Source organism: Pseudoxanthomonas sp. GM95, from assembly GCF_900109775.1.
Taxonomy (GTDB): Bacteria; Pseudomonadota; Gammaproteobacteria; order Xanthomonadales; family Xanthomonadaceae; genus Pseudoxanthomonas_A.
This window is the reverse complement of sequence record NZ_FOAX01000002.1, coordinates 770298-785643: the sequence shown is the minus strand read 5'-3', so window position 1 is coordinate 785643 and position 15346 is coordinate 770298. Positions and strand designations below refer to the sequence as shown.

General features: G+C 68.1%; 10 protein-coding genes. 2 read left to right on the top strand and 8 right to left on the bottom strand.

Going from position 1 to position 15346, the window contains the following annotated elements; translation table 11 throughout:
* Positions 1-2: 2 nt before the first annotated feature.
* Both BMZ17_RS11510 and mprF read right to left on the bottom strand, forming a co-directional pair.
* Entirely contained in the window at positions 3-1412 is a 1410-nt protein-coding gene (locus tag BMZ17_RS11510) for a virulence factor family protein (protein WP_093138712.1), read from the bottom strand.
* Positions 1409-3991, bottom strand: coding sequence for a bifunctional lysylphosphatidylglycerol flippase/synthetase MprF (gene mprF, locus BMZ17_RS11505; RefSeq protein WP_093138711.1), 2583 nt, complete (start codon positions 3989-3991; stop codon positions 1409-1411). The genes BMZ17_RS11510 and mprF overlap by 4 nt, the downstream gene beginning before the upstream one ends.
* Before the next feature lie 180 nt (positions 3992-4171).
* On the opposite strand from mprF, the gene BMZ17_RS11500 reads away from it, so the two are divergent.
* Positions 4172-5170 carry a L,D-transpeptidase family protein gene (locus BMZ17_RS11500; protein WP_093139662.1) on the top strand — a complete coding sequence of 333 codons (999 nt, stop codon included), beginning with the start codon at positions 4172-4174 and terminating at the stop codon, positions 5168-5170.
* A 4-nt stretch (positions 5171-5174) separates the two neighbouring features.
* Positions 5175-5948 (top strand): M23 family metallopeptidase, encoded by a 774-nt coding sequence (locus tag BMZ17_RS11495; protein ID WP_093138710.1) that lies wholly within the window; start codon positions 5175-5177, stop codon positions 5946-5948.
* Positions 5949-6689: 741 nt separating this feature from the next.
* Here BMZ17_RS11495 and tkt read toward each other — a convergent pair.
* The 6 genes from tkt to BMZ17_RS11465 form a co-directional block, all read right to left on the bottom strand.
* Positions 6690-8699 (bottom strand): transketolase, encoded by a 2010-nt coding sequence (gene tkt, locus BMZ17_RS11490; protein ID WP_093138709.1) that lies wholly within the window; start codon positions 8697-8699, stop codon positions 6690-6692.
* A 108-nt stretch (positions 8700-8807) separates the two neighbouring features.
* Positions 8808-10112: a dicarboxylate/amino acid:cation symporter gene (locus BMZ17_RS11485; RefSeq protein ID WP_093138708.1), complete on the bottom strand. Its 1305-nt coding sequence runs from the start codon at positions 10110-10112 to the stop codon at positions 8808-8810.
* Positions 10113-10283: 171 nt separating this feature from the next.
* Entirely contained in the window at positions 10284-12047 is a 1764-nt protein-coding gene (locus BMZ17_RS11480; RefSeq protein ID WP_093139659.1) for a BatD family protein, read from the bottom strand.
* Positions 12047-13876: a VWA domain-containing protein gene (locus BMZ17_RS11475; protein ID WP_093138707.1), complete on the bottom strand. Its 1830-nt coding sequence runs from the start codon at positions 13874-13876 to the stop codon at positions 12047-12049. Before BMZ17_RS11475 ends, BMZ17_RS11480 begins: the two co-directional genes overlap by 1 nt.
* On the bottom strand, positions 13873-14886 hold the full coding sequence (locus tag BMZ17_RS11470; protein WP_175485614.1) for a vWA domain-containing protein: 1014 nt from the start codon (positions 14884-14886) through the stop codon (positions 13873-13875). The genes BMZ17_RS11475 and BMZ17_RS11470 overlap by 4 nt, the downstream gene beginning before the upstream one ends.
* A 2-nt stretch (positions 14887-14888) precedes the next feature.
* Complete coding sequence (locus BMZ17_RS11465) at positions 14889-15344, bottom strand: DUF4381 domain-containing protein (protein ID WP_093138705.1); 456 nt, start codon at positions 15342-15344, stop codon at positions 14889-14891.
* Positions 15345-15346 lie beyond the last annotated feature (2 nt).

Genomic DNA, 15346 nt, shown 5'->3' with positions numbered 1-15346 from the left:
CTTCAGGGCTTGGCGTCGGCCGTGGCCGCGGTCGAGAGAATGATCTCGGCCAAGTGCGCGTAGTCGCCATCGAAGTGATGACCGCCGGTCAATGCCTGCACGCGCAGGTGGCCGGCCGGGATCTTGCTGCAGACCTCGTCGTCGTCGCCTTCGCCGTAGATGCAGAAGTTTTCCGCCGCCTTGAGCTTGAGGATCTCCGGCGTGGTCGGCATGCCATCAGCGACGTCGTCGGACATCCAGTTGGTCAGGTGGAACTCGAACGCGGCATTGCCGCTCAACGCCAGGTAGACAGCCTGCGACAGCTGCGCACGCGTGTCCGGTGCCAAGCGATTCACCGCAAACGGCAACACGTCGGCGCCCTGCGAATAGCCGATCAGGATCACCTTCGACTTGCCCCAATGCGGGCCGTAATAGCGCAGGATGCGGTCCAGGTCGGTGGCCAGGCCCTGCGGCGTGCGCTTCTTCCAGAAGTAGCGCAGTGAGTCGAAGCCCACCACCGGAATGCCCTTGGCCGCCACCGCCGCGGCGACTTCCTGGTCCAGGCCCGCCCAGCCGCCATCGCCGCTGAGCAGCACCGCGTAGGTGTCGCCTTGCGCCGCGGCGGTGGCGGGCACCTCGTTCAAGGGCAGGCCAGCCAGATCCTGCGGCGGCGCGGGCGGCGCCTTGGCCTGCTCGGTCTTGCCCAGCATGTGCGAGGCGGCGACCAGCGCGGCGTGGCGCACCGCGGCTTCATCGCGCGCGGCTTCCAGCTGCACGAACGAGGCACCATCGGTGCGCTTGACGAAGGCTTTGGCATCGAAGCCCGCCGCCTTCCCGCCGGTGGCCAGCGACACCCACGGCACGCGCAGCTTGGGCGCCGGCTGCAGCACGGTGATCGCGCCCTTGATCGGCAGGGTTTCAAAAATGTTGCCCTTGCCTTCGCAGGGCACGCGCCCCAGGTCCAGGCTCGGCTTGAAGTCCACGGTCAGCGCACCGGAAAACACGCCGGCATCGGCCTGCGCCGCCATCGCGTAGGCCACCGCCGCACCACTGCCCTCGCCCACCAGCAACGGTGCGCGATAGCCCGGCAACTGCGCGTAGCCCTGCAGGTAGTGCGAGAGGTTTTCCAGGTCGCCATCGGGGAATACGCAACCCTTGCCGTCGCCGGTGAACTGCCTGCGCATCTGCGGCGTATCGATGCCGGCAACGAACGCGCCAGCCTGCGCCAGCGCGCGGGCGTCGGCATCGGCCGCGGCATTCCAGCCCTGTTCGCCGGACAACATCAGCACCACCTGGCGCGGCGCGCCTTCGGTGCGGTACAGCGTCACGTCGCGGAAATTGCCGTGCGAGACGCGCTCGGGTTTGGCCAGAGGCTGCGCATGCAGCGGCAGCGCGCAGGCCAGCAACAACAGACTGCCAAGACGACGGATCATTTGCCGATGACTCCCTTGTAACCGCCGCTGATGAGTGCGGCGACATCACCCAGTACGAGCAGCGGGGTCACGCCCCCGGGCGCGGCCAGGTAGCGCGCTTCCCACTGCGGATCGAATTTTTCCTTGAAGGCACGCAGCCCGCGGAAGTTGTAGAAGTGCTCGCCGTGCGAATACAGCAGCCGGCCGATGCGATGCCAGCGCGGCGCCAGCGCATGTCCGGCCATGCCCGACAGCGGCGCCATCCCCAGGCCGAAGCGCGCGTAGCCGGCCTGCGCGAAATGCAGCATCAGCTTGGCGAACAGGAAATCCATGGTGCCGTTGGGCATGTCCTCCACGTGGCGCATCAGGTCGATGCTGGCCTCCTGCTTCAAATCCGAAGTCAGCAACGAGGCGAACGCCAGGATCTTGCCCTCGCGCCGCGCCACCGCGACCGGATTGCGCGCCACGTAGGCATCGTCGAAGGCCCCGACGGAGAAGCGCTTCTCAGCGGTGTTGTGCTTGCCCAACCACGCATCGGACACCGCGCGCAGCTGCGGCAGCAGCGCCGGCACATCGACGGTATCGATCAGCGCGAACTCCAGGCCCTCGCGCTCGCAGCGGTTGACGCCGTTGCGCAGGTTGCCGCGACGCTTGCCCTGCAGGCTGAACTCGGCCAGCGGCACCCACGCGTATTCGCCCAGTTTGAACAGGCGCAAGCCGGCATCCAGGTACAGCGGCAGCGCATCGGGGCGCACCTGGTAGAAGCAGCCGCGTGCGCCGGACTCCTTGGCGCGCTCCAGGAAGCGCCACACCAGTTCGTCCCAATCCTGGCGTGGGCCGACCGGATCGGACAACGCGATCCACGACTTGCCCTGGCGGCCGAACATCACGAACGCCTTGCCGTTCTCGGAGAACATCAGCGGCTTGTCGCCGGTCAGCGCCAGGCCGGCATCGGCCGACGACTGCTGGCGGATGATCGCATCGGCGCGGTCCAGTTCCTCGGCGGTAGGCAGCGGCAGCGGCGGCGCCGGCGGATGCAGCAACTGGCGCACGGCGAGCGCCAAGGCCAGGATTGAGACGCCGACCATCGCGCGCAGCGAACGCGGCGCCTCGGCATCGAACTCGAACTGCCACCACAGCTGGTTGCCGTAATCGACATCGCGATAGGCGAAGAACAGCAGCGCCGTCACCGCCACGCACACTACCGCCATCGCCAGCAGCCAGCCTTCGCTGAACGGCACGGCCAGCAGCGAGGCCTTGCGGGTGAACTGCTTGCGCGACAGCAGCAGGACCACCATCAGCGAACCCAGCACCAGCGATTCGTCGATGGCCAGTCCCTTGGGCAGGGCCAGCACCAGCGCGACCAGAGTCAGGCCCACGGCCGCCCACCAGGCCGCGTCCAGACGGCGCAGCAGCGCGCGCGCGACGAACAGCATCGCCACGCCCGCGATCGAACTCAAGAAATGCGCGGCCTCCACCAGCAGCAGCGGCACGTGCAGGGCCAGCAGCGCGGTGGCTTCGTCGGTGGCCGGCGTCACGCCCGAGACCAGCAACATGACCGCCACCACGGCGGTGAACGCGGCCAGCAGGCGCGGCGCCATGCCGACCATCGCGCGGGCCACCGGCGCGGCCGGGCCGCGGCCGACTTCGTGCACCGCCAGCACGCCCATCGCCAGCAACAACGGCAGCACGTAATAGATCAGGCGATACAGCACCAGCGCACCGGCCAGCGATTCGGAGGGCACGCGTCCGCCCAGCGCCAGCAGCATCACCGCTTCGAACACGCCCAGCCCGCCCGGCACATGGCTGATCACGCCCAACACCATCGCCGCGGCATAGAAGCCGACGAAAGCGGAGAAATCGATCGCGCCTTCGGGCAGCAGCCACCACAGCACCGCGGCCGACGCGACGATATCCACCACCGACACGCCCAGCTGCTGCCAAGCCAGCCACGGCGCCGGCAGACGGATGCGCACCGGACCTGCGGCAAACTCACCCTTGCGACAGGCCCACAGCAGCACCGCCGCCGCCAGCAGCGCCGCGATGCACACCGCCTGCAGCACCCACACCGGCACATGCGCCAGCGGTGCGAGCGAAGCCGCATCGAGCAGCACGCCGACCGCACCGACCACGCTAATCCCTAAGCCGAAGGCCAACGCGTTGAAGGCGATCGCGCGGGTGATCAGGCCGGCTTCCACGCCGGCCGCACCGTACAACCGCAGCCGCACCGCGCCACCGGTAAACACCCCCAGGCCGATCATGTTGCTCAACGCGTAGGCGATGAACGCCGTCTTGGCGACCACGCGGTACGGCACGCGCGCGCCGGCGTAACGCAGCGCCGAGGCGTCATAGAAGGTCAGCGAGAAGAAGCTCACTGCGGTGGCCAACAAGGCCATGCCCAGTTTCCAGCCCGCCACGCCCTGCACCGCCGCCAGCACGCCGGCGTAGGTCACCTGATGCGACAAGTCGATGAAGGCATCGATCACCAGTCCCGCGACCACCAGCGCCGCCGCGGCCAGCAGCCAGGGGCGAGCGCGTTGCAGGCGCGGCAGCCAGGTGTCCACAAAGGCACCACGGGCGCGCAGCTGCGAAAGCGTCATACGACTTCCATGCGGGTTGTAGTTCGAAGTCGCGCATGATGCGCGTCGGGGTTGAGGGGCCGCAAGCTGCTTCAGGGCCTGTGTCACATCTTGCACCAGTCAGGCTTCAGCAGGGATTTTCACGCCAGCGCCGCAGCGTGCATGGGCATGGTGGCTGCATTCCCGCAGCCGGATCACTGCATGCCCCGCTTGAACGCCCTTGCCCTCGCCCTCCTGATCCCGTTGTTGCCAGCCGCCGGCCTAGCAACGGCGCAGACACCGGCCGCTATGCCCGCCGCGACGCCGCCGGCGCTGGACGCCGCCACCGCCAACAACGTCGCCACCGTCGATGGTCCGTCAGGCCTGTTGCGCCTGCAGGTGCTGCTCGACCGCGCGCGCTTCTCGCCCGGCCAGATCGATGGCCAGCCCGGATCCAACCAGCAGCGCGCCCTGCGTGGTTATCAAGCCGCACACGGCCTGCCGGTCACCGGCGAACCCGATGCCGCCACCTGGCAGGCGCTCAATGCCGACCAGACCGCGGTGGTCGCCGACTACACGCTGACCGCCGAAGACTTGGCCGGTCCGTTCGTGCAGATTCCCAAGGACATCGCCAAGCAGGCCGGACTGAAATCGCTGGGCTATACCTCGCTCGCCGAGGCGCTGGGCGAGCGCTTCCATGTGTATCCGCAGACCCTGCAGCAGCTCAATCCGGGCGTGGATTTCGCCCAGGCTAAAGCCGGCACCGTGATCAAGGTGACCAACATCGGCGGCCTGCCGCCGCTGCCCAAGGCAGCCAAGGTGGTGGTCGACAAATCCGATTCCACGCTGTCGCTGCTGGACGCGCAGGGCAAGGTACTTGCGCAGTTCCCGGTGACCTCTGGCAGCCAGCACGATCCGTTGCCACTGGGCGAGTGGAAGATCCTCGGCGCGTATCGCGACCCGACCTTCCACTACAACCCCAAGCTCTTCTGGGACGCGAAGAAAGGCGACAAGAAAGCCACGATCGCCGCAGGCCCCAACAATCCGGTCGGTCGTGTCTGGATCGACCTGTCCAAGGAACATTACGGCCTGCATGGCACGGCTGAACCGCGCAGCGTGGGCAAGTCGCAATCCCACGGCTGCGTGCGCCTGACCAACTGGGATGTGCTGATCGTGGCCGACGCGGTGGACACCTCCGTGCCGGTCCTCTTCCAGGAGTAAGCCGATGAAATTCCTGCTGACGCTGTTGCTGGGCATCATGATCGGCGCAGTCGGATTGCGCATGGTCGAACGCACCCAGGCGCTGCGCGCCGTCGGCATCGACGTGCAGCCGACCTCGCAACCAGGCAGCGCCGCCGCAGCCGTCGACGCCGCCGTGGCGCAAGGCGCGCCGACCACGCCTGCGCTGCAGATGGTGGGCGATGTGCAGCCGGCTTCGGTGCAGCCCGCTTCACCGGACGCACCGTCTGGCGATGCCACCGACGCGCCCGCCAGCGCACCGTCGATGACACCGCAACTGCGCACGCCCGAAGCAGATCCCGCACAGGTCGATACGCCCGGAGGCTTGTTGCTGCCGGTGCAAGGCATCACCCGCAAGGACCTGCATGACACCTTCACCGACGCCCGCAGCGAAGGCCGCGTGCACGACGCCATCGACATCATGGCGCCGGCCGGCACGCCGGTGCTGGCGGTGGCCGATGGCACGGTGGAAAAGCTGTTCGACAGCAAGCGCGGCGGCTTGACGATTTACCAGTTCGAACCCACCGGCAAGCTCGCCTACTACTACGCGCACCTGCAGCGCTACGCCGATGGCCTGAAGGAAAAACAGGCGGTCAAGCGCGGCGATGTGATCGGCTACGTCGGCAGCACCGGCAACGCCAGCGCGGAAGCCCCGCATCTGCATTTTGCGATCTTCCAGCTGGGGCCGGAGAAGCAGTGGTGGAAGGGGACGGCGGTGAATCCGTATCCGGTGCTGCATGATGGGGTGGCGGTGCCGTGATGCATCGCGGGTTGCGTTGGTTGCGCGCATTCGTTCGCCTCGACACGCGTGAGTGGTTTTTCTTGCGCTAAAGCGAGAAGCAGAGCTTTCACACCGCTTCGCGGTGCGACTCCCTTTTGTCTTGGCAAAAGGAAGCAAAGCCGCCAGCGCCTGACACTCGCTGCCGCTTTGCGGCGGTGCCCTGCGCTCCTCGCCGGAAACGGCACGACGCGGGAACTCGCTGCGCTCAGACACCCGCGCCTCTTCGGCCGTTTCCGCCTGCGGTGCTCGGCTCGCTTTGAAGGCGCTGAAGATCAAGAGCGGAGTCAAGAACAACATCCAAAGCCAAAGCAGCCGAGCTTGCTCGGCTGCTTTGCTGTTGCTCTTGCCTGCGCTCTCAAACCCTCCGTGAGGCACGGCGAAGGGCGAGGACAAGACCCCGCAGGGCCGCACATGGAGGTGCGCGTTTTTGGACGGGACATGGATGTCACGCCCAAAAATCCCTCGATCCGTAGCGAACCCTCGCGAAGCGAGGGCGTGCCGCCTGGAGTGTGTTGACCAGACATGCGTCTGTGGAAAAGCGCTTCTTTGCCTAGCTTTCTTTGCACAAGCAAAGAAAGTAGGTCGGGCGGCGAAGCTGCACGAAAACCGTTGCTGTCGCTTCAGGCCAACAGTGCAGAAAGCACCACCACACAAAGAAGCAAACAAACAAAAAGGCCGGGGAACTCCCCGGCCTTTTCAATCAAGCAGCACGCCGAAGGCTTACCCCTCGATCACACCCTGCGCCGCTTCCACCACGTGATCCACCGTGAACCCGAAGAACGGGAACAGCTTCTCCGCCGGGGCCGACTCACCGAAGGTGGTCATGCCGACGATGGCGCCATCCAGGCCGACGTACTTGAACCAGAAGTCGGCCGAACCGGCCTCCACCGCCACGCGGGCGCGGATCGAGCGCGGCAGCACCGATTCGCGATAGGCCAGGTCCTGGCGGTCGAACACGTTAGTGCTCGGCATCGACACCAGGCGGGTCGGGATGCCGGCGACCTGCAGCTTCTCGCGCGCTTCGGATGCGATGCCCACTTCCGAACCGGTGGCGATCAGGATCAGCTTGGGCATACCACCATCGGCTTCAGCCAACACATAGCCGCCGCGATAAATGCCTTCGATCTCGGCCTTGCCGCGCGGCTGGGGCTTGAGGTTCTGGCGACTGAAGACCAGGCAGCTCGGGCCGTCCTGGCGAGCGATCGCCGCCTTCCAGCTAGCGGCCGATTCGGTCGCATCGCACGGACGCCACACATCGTTGTGCGGGATCAGGCGCAGGGTCGCCATGTGCTCGACCGGCTGGTGGGTCGGGCCGTCTTCGCCCAGGCCGATCGAGTCGTGCGTGTACACGTGGATGGCATGCGCCTGCATCAGCGCGCTCATGCGCAGCGCGTTGCGCGCGTAGTCGCTGAAGGTCAGGAAGGTCGCGTCGAACGGGATGAAGCCGCCATGCAGCGCCAGGCCGTTGGCGATGGCCGACATCGCGAACTCGCGCACGCCGTAGTGCACGTAGTTGGCGCCCGGATCGTCACCGACCGCGGTCTTGGCGTTCTTCCACAGGGTCAGGTTGGACGGCGCCAGGTCGGCCGAGCCGCCGACGATTTCCGGCAGCAGCGCGGTGAAGGTTTCGATCGCGTTCTGCGAGGCCTTGCGCGAGGCGATGTTGGGGCTTTCAGCCTGGATCTTGGCGACGTATTCATCGGCCTTGGCCAGGAAGTCGTCCGGCAGCTGCGCGTGCGAGCGACGCGCCAGCTCGGCCGCTTCAGCCGGGAACTGCTTGGCGTACTTGTCGAACAGCTGTTCCCACTCGCCCTGGCGGAAGCTGCCGGTGCCGTTGGCGCGCCAGCCGGCGTAGATCTCCTCGGGAATCTCGAACGCCGGGTACGGCCAGTCCAGCGCCTTGCGGGTCGCTTCCACTTCGTCCTTGCCCAGCGCCGAGCCGTGGCTGGATTCCTTGCCTTCCTTGTTCGGCGAACCGAAGCCGATCTTGGTCTTGCACGCGATCAGGGTCGGCTTGTCGGTGATCTCCAGCGCCTCGTCGATGGCAGCCTTGATGGCCTCCGGATCGTGGCCGTCAATCGGACCGATGGTGTGCCAGCCGTAGGCGGCAAAGCGCGCCGGCGTGTCGTCGGTGAACCAGCCTTCGGTCTCGCCGTCGATGGAAATGTTGTTGTCGTCCCAGAACGCGACCAGCTTGCCCAGGCCCAGCGTGCCGGCCAGCGAAGCGGCTTCGTGCGAGATGCCTTCCATCATGCAGCCGTCGCCCATGAACACCCAGGTACGGTGATCGACGACTTGCAGCTCGGGCTTGTTGTAGCGCTGCGCCAGCAGCTTCTCGCCGAGCGCAAAGCCCACGGCATTGGCAAAGCCCTGGCCCAGCGGACCGGTCGTGGTCTCCACGCCGGGAGTGATGTGGCTCTCCGGATGGCCCGGGGTCTTGGAGTGGAGCTGGCGGAAGTTCTTCAGCTCTTCGATCGGCAGCTCGTAGCCGGACAGGTGCAGCAGCGCGTACTGCAGCATCGAGCCGTGGCCGTTGGACAGCACGAAGCGGTCGCGGTTGAACCACTTCGGATTGTTGGGGTTGTGCCGGAGGTAGTCGTTCCACAGCACTTCGGCGATATCGGCCATGCCCATGGGCATGCCCGGATGGCCGGAATTGGCGGCCTGCACCGCATCGGCGGCGAGGAAACGGATGGCGTTGGCGAGCTGACGGCGGGTCGGAGCGGACATGTCAGGGACTGGGAAAGAGGCGCGTGGCGCGCCGGGAATCCCTATTGTCCCATCCCCGGCCGTTCCGGTCACATGAACTGCCCGCGATGCCCCGCTCCGCGGGACGGATCAGGCCGTGACGACGTCCGGATCCGGCTCGTCCTTCTCGCCCTTGGACACCAGCGTGGACAGGACCAGGTCGCCGGTGGTGTTGAGCGTGGTGCGACACATGTCCAGGAAACGGTCCACGCCCAGGATGATGCCGATGCCTTCCGGCGGCACCCCGACCATGCCGCAGATCAGCGCCACCACCGGCAGCGAGCCGGCCGGCACGCCGGCGGTGCCGATACCGCCCAGGATGCAGACGAACATCACCGTCAGCTGCTGGGTGATGGACAGCTCCACGCCGAAGAACTGCGCCAGGAACAGCACCGTTACGCCTTCGAACAAGGCCGTGCCGTTCTGGTTGGCGGTGGCGCCCACGGTCAGCACGAAACGCGAGACCTTGCGCGGCAGGTGCAGGTTCTCCTCGGCCACGCGCAGCGAGGTCGGCAGGGTCGCGTTGGACGAGGCGGTGGAGAAGGACAGCACCATCACCTCACGGACCGCGCCGAACCACTTCACCGGCGACCAGCCGGCCCACTTCAGCAGCGCCGAATAGACCACGAACATGTGGATCGCCAGCGCCAGCACCACCACGCCCACGTAGGCGCCGAGCTTGAGCAGCAGGTCCCAGCCGAACAGCGCGGCCAGGTTGAACATGAAGCAGAACACCGCGTACGGCGCCAGGCGGATCACCAGGGTGATCAGCGTCATCGAGATCTCGAACAGGCCTTCGACTGCGTTGCGGAACACGGCGGTTTTCTCGGTGCGGGTCAGGACCACGCCCACGCCGACCATCAGGGCGAAGAACATTACGCCCATGATCTGGTCGTCGGCCGCGGCGCTGACCACATTCGACGGCACGATGGAGAGCAGCATGTCAGCGCCGCCCGGCGCGTCCTTGCCCTTGCTGATGATGGCCTGGGCGCGATCGGCGCCAGCGGCCAGCATCTGCTGCGCGGTGGCCGGATCGGTGCCGGTGCCCGGCTTCAGCACATTGACCAGCACCAGGCCCAGGACCACGGCGATGCCCGAGGCCAGGATGGTGTAGCCCAGCGTCTTCCAGCCGATGCGGCCGAGCGAACGCACGTCGCCCATTTCCGAGATGCCCACCACCAGCGCGGAGAACAGCAGCGGCAGCACCAGCATGAAGATCAGGCGCAGGAAGATGTTGCCGGCCGGCTGGGTGATGCCGGTGAGCGTCTTCACCCAACCCGCGTCGGCACCCACGGTGCTGTGCACGATCAGGCCCAGCACCAGGCCGGCCATGAATCCGATCACCATCTTCCAATGCAAGGGCAGCTTGGACTTGCCGGAAGGTGCGTCGGTCATGCGTGAGTTCCTGTGCGTGCGAAGAAGATCACGGGAGCTTAGCAAAGACGACAGGCCTGCCCGAACCCTGCAGACAGGGCGAAGATGGCGGGAATTTCCTGACAAATTCGACAGAAACGCACGAGGCGATGTCGCGGCGCGTCGTCGATGCACCGACGCCGCGCGGGCGGATCAGCGCTCGGGATAGAGCGGCGGCAGGCTCGTGTCCTGTGTCGAGCTCGCGCGCGCGCCGATCCAGGTCGGACCGGTGGCGAACGCCTCGCGCAACAGCGTGCGGGCCTGCGCGCCATCGCCCTCGGCCCAACGCGCGCGGCGTAGGGCCTCGACCGCGCGACGCTGCGCGGGATCGGCAAGCTGGCCCATCACCGCATCCAGGTCGCGTGCAGGCGGCGGCGCCATGCCGACCAGGATCTGGCCCACGTCATCCAGCGTGCCGGTATCGAGCGCGCGACGCAGATCAGGCAAGCCGTGACGGGCACGCACGCCGGGCGCTTCGGGCAGGCCGGGCGCGATCCGCACCGGCGCACGCGAAGCCGCCGCACGGGGACGCAGATAGAACCAGCCCAGGGTCAGCACCCACAGCAGTGCGAAGGCCAGCGCGATGAGCATCCACAGGCGCGGATCGCGCAGGCCGCCACCGGTGCTTTCGCCCGAGGCCGCGACTGAGGTATCGGCGGGTGCAGCGGAAGGATCGGTTTGAGGCGCATTCGCCGGTGCCGGTTCGGGCAGGGTCGCATTGGCGAAGTTGCCCGAGCCCGCGGCGACCTCCAGCGACATGTCCGGCAGCGCGGCGGTGCGCTGCTGGTCGGCCTTGACGTCCCACCAGTCCATCTTCAAACCCGGCAGGCTCAGCGCGCCGGCGCCGCTGGGCACCAGCGAGTACTGGCGCGTAACCTTCACCACCGGCGTGGCGCCGTCGAAGCTCTCGGTGTACTGCGGCGGCTCGGCGAACACCTGCGCGCCGTCCACGGTCGGCATCGGCAGGTCCGGCAGCTGCGCGCGGGTCGCGCCGCGCGCGGTGGCCTCGACCACGAAGCTGCTGGCCTGGCCGGCCTTGAGCCCACGCGGCGCGCTGGCATAGCGCAGGCGCAGGTCGGACAGCGGCAACCACGGCTGCGGCGCGTTGTCCGGCTGGGCCAATACATGCAGCGTCTGGGTCTGGCCGGAGGCGTTGAGGTCGCTGCGCTGGCCCATGCCCAGCATGCTGTCGAAGAACCCGCCGCCGCCTGCCGCGCGCCCGTTGAACCGCGCCGCCGGCAGCACCAGGTCGCCACTGCGATCCGGCACCAGTAGGAAGCGTCGTTCGACCACGCTGTAGCGGCGGCCGTTGACCTCGCGCGTGGACTGCACGTCATCGCCCACGCGCTGCAGCGAAGTGCCCTGCGGCGGATCGATATCCAGCTGCCCGGAGACCAGCGGCACCGCGTAGAACAGCCGCAGCGTGACGCCCACGGTCTGCTGCACGTACGGCGTCAGGTCATCGACATCGGTCTCGATGTAGGCATTGCTGTTGCCCGGCTGCGCGGCCGGGGCGTCGACCACGCGCAGGCCCAGCACCGGCGTGCGCTGGCCCTGGATGTCCAGCGCCGGGATGCTGAGCTCGCCGGTGCGGCGCGGCTGCAGGGTGATGGCCAGGACCACGCTGCGGTCGACCCGTCCGTTGACCATCTGCATCTGCCGGCTGGTCGCGGTATCGATGACGTCGAAGTCGTCCTTCAGCGCGCTCAGGTCCGGCTGGCCGATGTCCTGGTCGCTCTCGATGCTCAGCACCACCGGCTGGCCGATCGCGGTGCGCGAGCGATCCAGCCAGGCGCGCGTGGCCGCCAGCACCGGGCTGGCGCTGGCCAGCAGCAGGAGCAGCGCCAGGAGCGCAGTCGTGGTGGCGCGCAGGCAGGCGACGGTGCGCGGCTCCTGCGTGGAAGCGGCCGGTCGCATCATTCTCCGTCCCTCTGGCGTCGCTGGTATTCGAGTTGGAACTTGGCCTTGAGCAGGCCGCCCGGATCGTCCGGCACGCGCCGCAACCAAGCCTCGGTGGCCTGGCGACGCTCACGCTCGGCCGCGGTTTCCGGCGCAGCCTGCGCCTGCCCGGCCTTGGCCGGATCCTGCGGCTTGCCGTCCTGCTGCATCGCCTGCTGCATCGCCTGCTGCATGCGCTGTCGCTGGGCCGCGTCGGCGGCCTGCTGTTCCTGCTGCTGTTCGGCGGCGGACTTGGTTTCGTCCGGCTTGCCGTCCTGCGGCTTGCCCTTCGAGGCATCCTGATTGGCATTGTCCTGGCCGGACTTGCCCGGATCTTTCGACGCGTCCTGCTTCGACGGCGCCTGCTGGTCCTTGTTCTGGTCCTGCGACTTGTCGCCCGACTGGCCGGACTGCGGCTGCGATTGCTGGCCACCCTGCTTGGCATCCTGGCCGTTCTTGCCTTGCTCACCGCCCTGCCCGCCGCCGCCCGGCGGAGGCTGCTGCTTGCGCGCGGCCTCGACCGCAGCGCGGTTGGCGATGGCGTCCTCCATCCCCGGCTGCTGCTTCAGGGCCGCGTCGTAGGCGGCGATGGCCTGGTCGTACTGCCCTTGTTTGGCCAGCGCGTTGCCTTGGTTGTAGAGCCCATCGGCACTGCTGAGCCCATTGAATTGCACCTGCGCGCCAGCGAAATCGCCCTTGCGATACGCCTGCGCGCCCTGCTCGATGCGCTGCTGGGCCTTCTGGTCGGCGCGCGTCCACCAGTCGGCGGCGGCGGCCGGCTGCGCCATCGGCAGCAGCACGCACAGCGCGATCGCCGCCAGCATGCCGCCGCGGCGGAACGCGAACAGGCACAGCAACATCAGCAGCGGCAGCAGCCAGTAGCCCTGATCGCGCCAAGCCGTGCCCTTCTCACCGCGCTGGGCGCGTGCATCTTCGGACTGCGGATCGAGCACGCCGAGCGCCTTGAGGTCGGCATCGCCGGCGCTGAGCGGCTGGTAGCGACCGCCGCCGGCCGAGGCCAGGCGCTGCAACGAAGCAGGTTCAAGCTGCGCCCGCCCGATCTCGCCATTGGCGGCGCGATACGCGGCCCCGGCACGCGTGCCCAGGCCCAACACGCTCACGTTGAAGCCCGCGCCCAACGCGCGACGCGCGGCGCTGTCGGCGTTCTCGTCGGCGTGGTCCGTCAGCAGCAGGATCTGGCCCTGTTCGAAACCCGCCTGATGCATCAGCGACTGCGCCAGCGCGATCGCGTTGCGGGCATTGCTACCGGCGACCGGCATGATCGACGGATCCAGCGCGTCCAGGAACAGCGCCACGTTGGCCGCATCATCGGTCAGCGGCGCGACGGTGAACGCCTCGCCGGCATAGGTCACCAGCCCGACCTGGCCGCCGGCGCGCTCGCGCAGCAACGCCGCCACCTTGGCCCGCGCCTGCAGCAGGCGCGACGGTGGCAGGTCGTTGGCATTGATGGAATCGGACAGGTCCAGCGCGATGACCAGCGGCGCGCGGGTCTGCCACAGCGGCTGTTCTTCCTGGCGCCAGGTCGGTCCGGCCAGCGCCACCGCGCCGATCACCCAGGCCAGCAACGCGCCCAGCAGGGTCAGCGTCTGGCGGCGCCCGCCGCCGACCTGCAGATGCGCCAGCAGGTGCGCATCGACCAGGCCGCGCCAGGCGTTGGAACGGCGCTCGTTCAACTTCCACAGCCACCACAGCAGCGGCAGCGCGAGCAACGCCAACAGCCACCACGGCCGCAGGAAATGGAATTCCTTCAGCGCGGTGATGAACCACTGCCAGCCGCCGCGGTTCATGCGCGCACCCCACGCCAGGCCAGCGCAAGCAAGCCGCAACAGAGCGCCAGGGCCAGCGGGATCGGATAGCGCTCGATCCGCGGCTGCACCGCACGGCCGGGCCGTGAGATCGGCTCGATCTTGTCCAGCTCCGAATAGATCCCGACCAGCTCCTCGGTATCGCGGGCGCGGAAGAAGCGTCCGCCGGTGGTCTCGGCGATGGCGCGCAGGCCTTCTTCGTCGATGTCGTCCTGGCCCTGCATCGGCAGGCGCATGCCGAACACCGACATGCCCGCCCCGCTGCCACCGAAGGCAATGGTGTGGATGCGCACGCCCTCGTTCTTGGCAAGCTCGGCGGCCTTGGCCGGATCCAACGCGCCCGCCGTGTTGACGCCATCAGTGAGCAGGATCAGCACGCGCTGCCCGGCCGGCTGGTTGCTCAGGCGCTTGACCGCCAGGCCGATGGCGTCGCCGATCGCGGTTTCGCGCCCGGCCAGGCCGCTGACCGTATCGCGCAGTTGGTCGCGGACCGAATCGCGGTCCAGCGTCAGCGGTGCCACGGCGTAGGCGCGATTGCCGAACACCAGCAGGCCGACGCGGTCGCCGATACGGCGATTGAGGAAGTCGGCCAGCACCGCCTTGGCGGCGGTCAGGCGATCCACCGGGCGACCACCCAGCTCCATGTCGGGCTCGCGCATGCTGCCGGACAAGTCCACCGCCAGCATCAAATCGCGCCCGGCCTGCGGCGGCGTCACCGCTTCGCCCAGCTGCTGCGGGCGCGACGCAGCCGCGCACAGCAGCACCCAGGCCAGCGCCGCCAGCCAGTTCACGTGGAAACGGCGCACCGCGGTGCCGCTGGTGGCGATGCCATCGAGCCGTTCGCCGTACGGCACGCGCAGCGCCGGCGACTGGCTGCGCACCGCCGGGGCCAGCCACGCGACCAGCCAGGGCAGCGGAAGCGCGGCCCACATCCACGGCCAGCCAAAACCACCGAACACCAGCCGGAATTCCTGCAACCACTGCGCGGCCATGCTCATCGCTGGCCTTCCATCAACGCGACGAAGCGTGCGCGCGCGAGGTCGCGCAACTGTTCCAACTGGCGCGGATCGATCCGCGGACGGAAGCCGCCGTCCTTGAGCAACTGGCCCACGCCTTGGCTGAAGTCGCTGCCCTGCTTGCCATCCAGAAATTTCAGCCAGGCCTCGCCCTGCAGGCGGTCGGCCTTCGGATCGACCCGGCGCGCGGCGCGGCGCAGCAGTTCGGAGGCCGACGCGACCTGCATCGGCGGCGCCAGCGCCGAGGTGCAGTTGCGATCGAACAGCGCGACCAGGCGCGCGCGACGCGTGCGCTTCCAGTACAGCCACGCCAGCGGCACGGCGACCAGGATCAACACACCAACCAGCACCAGCCACCAGCCGGGCGCAGGCGGCCACCAGCTCGGCGCGGGTGGCACGTGCACGTCACGCAGGACCAAGGGTTGCGGCGCCATCG

Excerpts from the sequence above, each read along its gene's own strand:
- BMZ17_RS11470 (WP_175485614.1), bottom strand. The coding sequence starts at position 14,886 with ATGGCCGCGCAGTGGTTGCAGGAATTCCGGCTGGTGTTCGGTGGTTTT.
- BMZ17_RS11500 (WP_093139662.1), top strand. The coding sequence starts at position 4,172 with ATGCCCCGCTTGAACGCCCTTGCCCTCGCCCTCCTGATCCCGTTGTTG.
- tkt (WP_093138709.1), bottom strand. The coding sequence starts at position 8,699 with ATGTCCGCTCCGACCCGCCGTCAGCTCGCCAACGCCATCCGTTTCCTC.
- mprF (WP_093138711.1), bottom strand. The coding sequence starts at position 3,991 with ATGACGCTTTCGCAGCTGCGCGCCCGTGGTGCCTTTGTGGACACCTGG.
- BMZ17_RS11480 (WP_093139659.1), bottom strand. The coding sequence starts at position 12,047 with ATGCGACCGGCCGCTTCCACGCAGGAGCCGCGCACCGTCGCCTGCCTG.
- BMZ17_RS11510 (WP_093138712.1), bottom strand. The coding sequence starts at position 1,412 with ATGATCCGTCGTCTTGGCAGTCTGTTGTTGCTGGCCTGCGCGCTGCCG.
- BMZ17_RS11465 (WP_093138705.1), bottom strand. The coding sequence starts at position 15,344 with ATGGCGCCGCAACCCTTGGTCCTGCGTGACGTGCACGTGCCACCCGCG.
- BMZ17_RS11485 (WP_093138708.1), bottom strand. The coding sequence starts at position 10,112 with ATGACCGACGCACCTTCCGGCAAGTCCAAGCTGCCCTTGCATTGGAAG.
- BMZ17_RS11495 (WP_093138710.1), top strand. The coding sequence starts at position 5,175 with ATGAAATTCCTGCTGACGCTGTTGCTGGGCATCATGATCGGCGCAGTC.
- BMZ17_RS11475 (WP_093138707.1), bottom strand. The coding sequence starts at position 13,876 with ATGAACCGCGGCGGCTGGCAGTGGTTCATCACCGCGCTGAAGGAATTC.